General features: G+C 73.4%; 2 protein-coding genes. Both read left to right on the top strand.

Annotated elements, in window-relative coordinates; all coding sequences use genetic code 11:
- A partial coding sequence (locus E1200_RS31680) for a LacI family DNA-binding transcriptional regulator (RefSeq protein WP_207933642.1) occupies positions 1 to 984 on the top strand: 984 nt, incomplete at its 5' end.
- Positions 985 to 1,097: 113 nt separating this feature from the next.
- Positions 1,098 to 4,022 carry a glycoside hydrolase family 48 protein gene (locus E1200_RS31675; RefSeq protein ID WP_131956083.1) on the top strand — a complete coding sequence of 975 codons (2,925 nt, stop codon included), beginning with the start codon at positions 1,098 to 1,100 and terminating at the stop codon, positions 4,020 to 4,022.
- The last annotated feature ends 155 nt before the right edge of the window (positions 4,023 to 4,177 follow it).

The following is a 4,177-nucleotide window of genomic DNA, read 5'->3' as shown; positions in this document are numbered from 1 at the left end:
CTCGCGCACGTCGCCCAGCTCGCCGGCGTCTCCCCGGCGACCGCGTCCCGCGTGCTCAACGGCTCCGCCCGGGTCAGCCGCGCCGCCCGCCTCCAGGTCGAGGCCGCCGTCGAGCGGCTCGGCTACGTCCGCCGCCGGGCCGGCTCCCCCGACCGCGTCTCCTCCGGGACGATCGCCGCCGTCGTGTGCGAGGACGGCTGCCGCGTCCTCGGCGACCCCTACTTCGCGCGCCTGCTGTGGGGCGTGCGGCGCGAGCTCGCCGGCCGCGCGCCGCTCGTCGTCCTCATGGCCGGGCGGGCGGAGGAGTGGCGGGCGACCACCGGCTACCTGCGCGGCGGGCAGGCCGAGGGCGTGCTGCTGCTCGGCGCCCGCCGCGACCACCTCGCGCCGCTCGTGCAGGCGGCCGCGGGCGCCCCGGTCGTGCTGGCCGGCCGGCCCCTGGAGGACGTCGCGCTCCCGTACGTCGACGTCGACAACCTCGGCGGCGCGCAGGCCGCCGTCCGGCACCTGCTCGCGTCCGGGCGGCGCCGCATCGGCACGATCGCCGGGCCCGCCGACATGGGCGCCGGCGTCGACCGGCTGGCCGGCTACCGGCTCGCCGCGCAGGAGGCCGGCATGGGCGTCAACGGGCTCGTCTGCCAAGGCGACTTCGGCCGGCTGTCCGGCGAGCGGGCGATGCGCCGGCTGCTGGAGCGGCGGCCGGACGTCGACGCCGTCCTCGCCGCGTCCGACCAGATGGCCGTGGGCGCCCTCGGCGCGCTGCGCCGCGCGGGCCGCCGCGTCCCCGACGACGTCGCCGTCGTCGGATTCGACGACGCCCCGGTCGCCCGGCAGGTGCGGCCGCGGCTGACGACCGTCCAGCAGCCGGCCGAGGACCTCGGCGCCCGGCTGGCCCGCGAGCTGCGGGCCTGCACCGGGGGCCGGCCCGCCGGCGAGCGCGGCGTCGTGCTGCGCACCAAGTTGATCATCCGGGAGTCCGGCTGACGGCCCCGGGCTGACGCGGGCCGCTCGTCCCGCCCCCTCCGCACCGCCACCGGACTCCGCCGGTGGTGGAGCCCGCCGTGCCCGGACACCGGGCTCTACAGGAAGGAACACAGGTGAGAAGACGACAACGATGGCGCGTGCTCACCGCCGCCGGCGCCGCACTGACGCTGCTCTTCGGCGGCCTGGGCGCCCTGGTGCCCGTGCAGGCCGCCGCGGCGTCCTGCAAGGTCGCCTACACGGCCAACGACTGGGGCAGCGGCTTCACGGCGAGCATCGACATCACCAACCAGGGCGACCCGCTCAACGGCTGGGAGCTCACCTACTCCTACTCGGGGAACCAGCGGCTCACCAGCGGCTGGTCGGGCCGGTGGTCCCAGTCGGGCTCGCAGGTCACCGTCGCCAACGAGAGCTGGAACGGGTCCCTGGCCACGGGCGCGACCGTCAACGTCGGCGCGCAGTTCACCTACAGCGGGACGAACGCCGAACCCACCGCGTTCACCCTGAACGGGACGCGCTGCAACGAGACCGCGCCCGCGCCGACCGTGGCGCTGACCAGCCCGTCCGCCGGTGCGACGTACTCGGTGGGGGCCTCGGTGCCGCTGGCGGCGACCGCCCAGGCCGCGGACGGCGTGTCCATCGCCAAGGTCGAGTTCTTCAACCAGGACGGGATCCTCGGCGCGGCCGACACCACCGCGCCGTACAGCCTGAACTGGACGCCGTCCGAGGCCGGCGCCCACTCGGTCTACGCGAGGGCGACCGACAGCAATGGCGCGACCGGCGAGTCCACCCCGGTGGGGATCACGGTCACCGCGGCGGCGAGCGTCGTGGCGAGCCCGGCCGCGCTGACCGTCGCGCAGGGCTCGACCGCCACGTTCGGCGTCCGGCTGTCGGAGGCCCCGTCCGGCAACGTGACCGTGACGACCGCCCGGACCGCGGGCAACAGCGGCCTGTCGGTCACCGGCGGCGGGACGCTCACGTTCACGCCGCAGAACTGGTCGACCGCCCGCGACGTGGAGATCACCGCGAACGACTCCGGGACCGGCACCGCCACCTTCACCTCGACGGCGCCCGGCCACGCGGCCGCCGAGGTGACGGCGACGCAGGTCGCGACCGGCGGTGACACCTACACCCAGCGGTTCCTCGACCAGTACGACAAGATCAAGGACCCGGCGAACGGCTACTTCAGCCCCGAGGGCATCCCGTACCACTCGGTCGAGACGTTCCTGGTCGAGGCCCCGGACCACGGGCACGAGACGACGTCGGAGGCGTACAGCTACCTCATCTGGCTGGAGGCCATGTACGGCAAGGTCACGCAGAACTGGGAGCCGTTCAACGACTCCTGGTCGCTGATGGAGAGGTACATGATCCCCACCGGCGAGGACCAGCCGACGAACTCCTTCTACGACCCGTCCTCGCCGGCCACCTACGCCGCCGAGCACCCCGATCCGAGCGACTACCCGAGCCCGATCGACGGCAGCGTCCCCACCGGCCAGGACCCGATCGCGTCGGAGCTGGAGGCCGCGTACGGCACGGACGACATCTACGGCATGCACTGGCTGCAGGACGTGGACAACGTCTACGGCTTCGGCAACACGCCGGGCGGCGGCTGCGAGGAGGGGCCGGGCGCCGACGGCCCGTCCTACATCAACACCTACCAGCGCGGCTCCCAGGAGTCGGTGTTCGAGACCGTCCCGCAGCCGACGTGCGACAGGTTCGAGTACGGCGGGCCGAACGGCTTCCTCGACCTGTTCATCGAGGACGACTCCTACGCCGAGCAGTGGAAGTTCACCAACGCCCCGGACGCCGACGCGCGCGCCATCCAGGCCGCGTACTGGGCGAACGTCTGGGCCGGTGAGCAGGGCAAGTCCGGCGAGGTCGCGGCCACCGTCGCGAAGGCGGGCAAGCTGGGCGACTACCTGCGCTACGCCTTCTTCGACAAGTACTTCAAGGAGATCGGCGACTGCCACCCCGCCTCGTCCTGCCCCGGCGGCACGGGCAAGAGCAGCGCGCACTACCTCCTGTCGTGGTACTACGCGTGGGGCGGCGCGCTGGACTCCAGCGCCGGCTGGGCGTGGCGCATCGGCGACGGCGCCTCGCACTTCGGCTACCAGAACCCCTTCGCCGCCTGGGCGCTGGTGAACGACCCGGCGCTCGCCCCGCGCGGCGCGACGGCGAAGGCCGACTGGGAGACCAGCCTCACCCGGCAGCTGCAGCTCTACAAGTGGCTGCAGTCCGCCGAGGGCGCCATCGCGGGCGGGGTCACCAACAGCTGGGAGGGCAGCTACAGCACACCGCCGTCCGACCTGACGACCTTCTTCGGGATGGCCTACGACTGGCAGCCCGTCTACCACGACCCGCCGAGCAACCAGTGGTTCGGCTTCCAGGCGTGGTCGATGGAGCGGGTCGCCGAGCTCTACCAGGTCACCGGCAACGCCGACGCCAAGGCGATCCTCGACAAGTGGGTCGACTGGGCGCTGTCGGAGACGACGGTGGACCCGGCCGCGGGCACCATCCGGATCCCGTCCACGATGCGGTGGTCCGGGGCGCCCGACGCCGACTGGTCGTCCGCGAGCGGCATGCCGCCGGCGAACACCGGCCTGCACGTCACCGTCGTCGAGCACACCAACGACGTCGGCGTCACCGCCGCGTACGCCAAGACCCTGGCGTACTACGCGGCCAGGTCGGGCGACGAGGACGCCAGGCAGACCGCCAAGGACCTCCTCGATGCGCTCTGGCACCACACCGACGGGAAGGGCATCGCCGTCGAGGAGACGAGGGCCGACTACGACCGCGTCAACGACCCGGTCTACGTCCCGCCGGGATGGTCCGGGACCATGCCGAACGGCGACCCGGTCAACTCGAACTCGACCTTCATGTCCATCCGCTCCTTCTACGAGGACGACCCGGACTTCGACCGCGTGTGGGCCTACGCCAACGGCGAGACCTCCACACCACCCGTGTTCACCTACCACCGATTCTGGGCCCAGGCCGACATAGCCCTGGCGATGGCCGACTACGGCCGCCTCTTCAACGAGTGACCCCCTTCGGGGCCCGCGGCGGAGCCACCCCCGCCGCGGGCCCCGCAAGGGCGCCCGCGGCGGACGGGGTTCCGTGGCCGGATCGGGACGGTCGCGGAGGGTTGCCGAGGGTGTTCGGTGGTGATCAGAGGGGGTGCGGTGCGGCGCCGGGCGGG

Origin of the sequence: Actinomadura sp. GC306, from assembly GCF_004348665.1 — a bacterium.
Taxonomy (GTDB): Bacteria; Actinomycetota; Actinomycetes; order Streptosporangiales; family Streptosporangiaceae; genus Spirillospora.
Note: the sequence above shows the minus strand (reverse complement) of the source record. Positions and strands in the feature narration are given on the sequence as shown.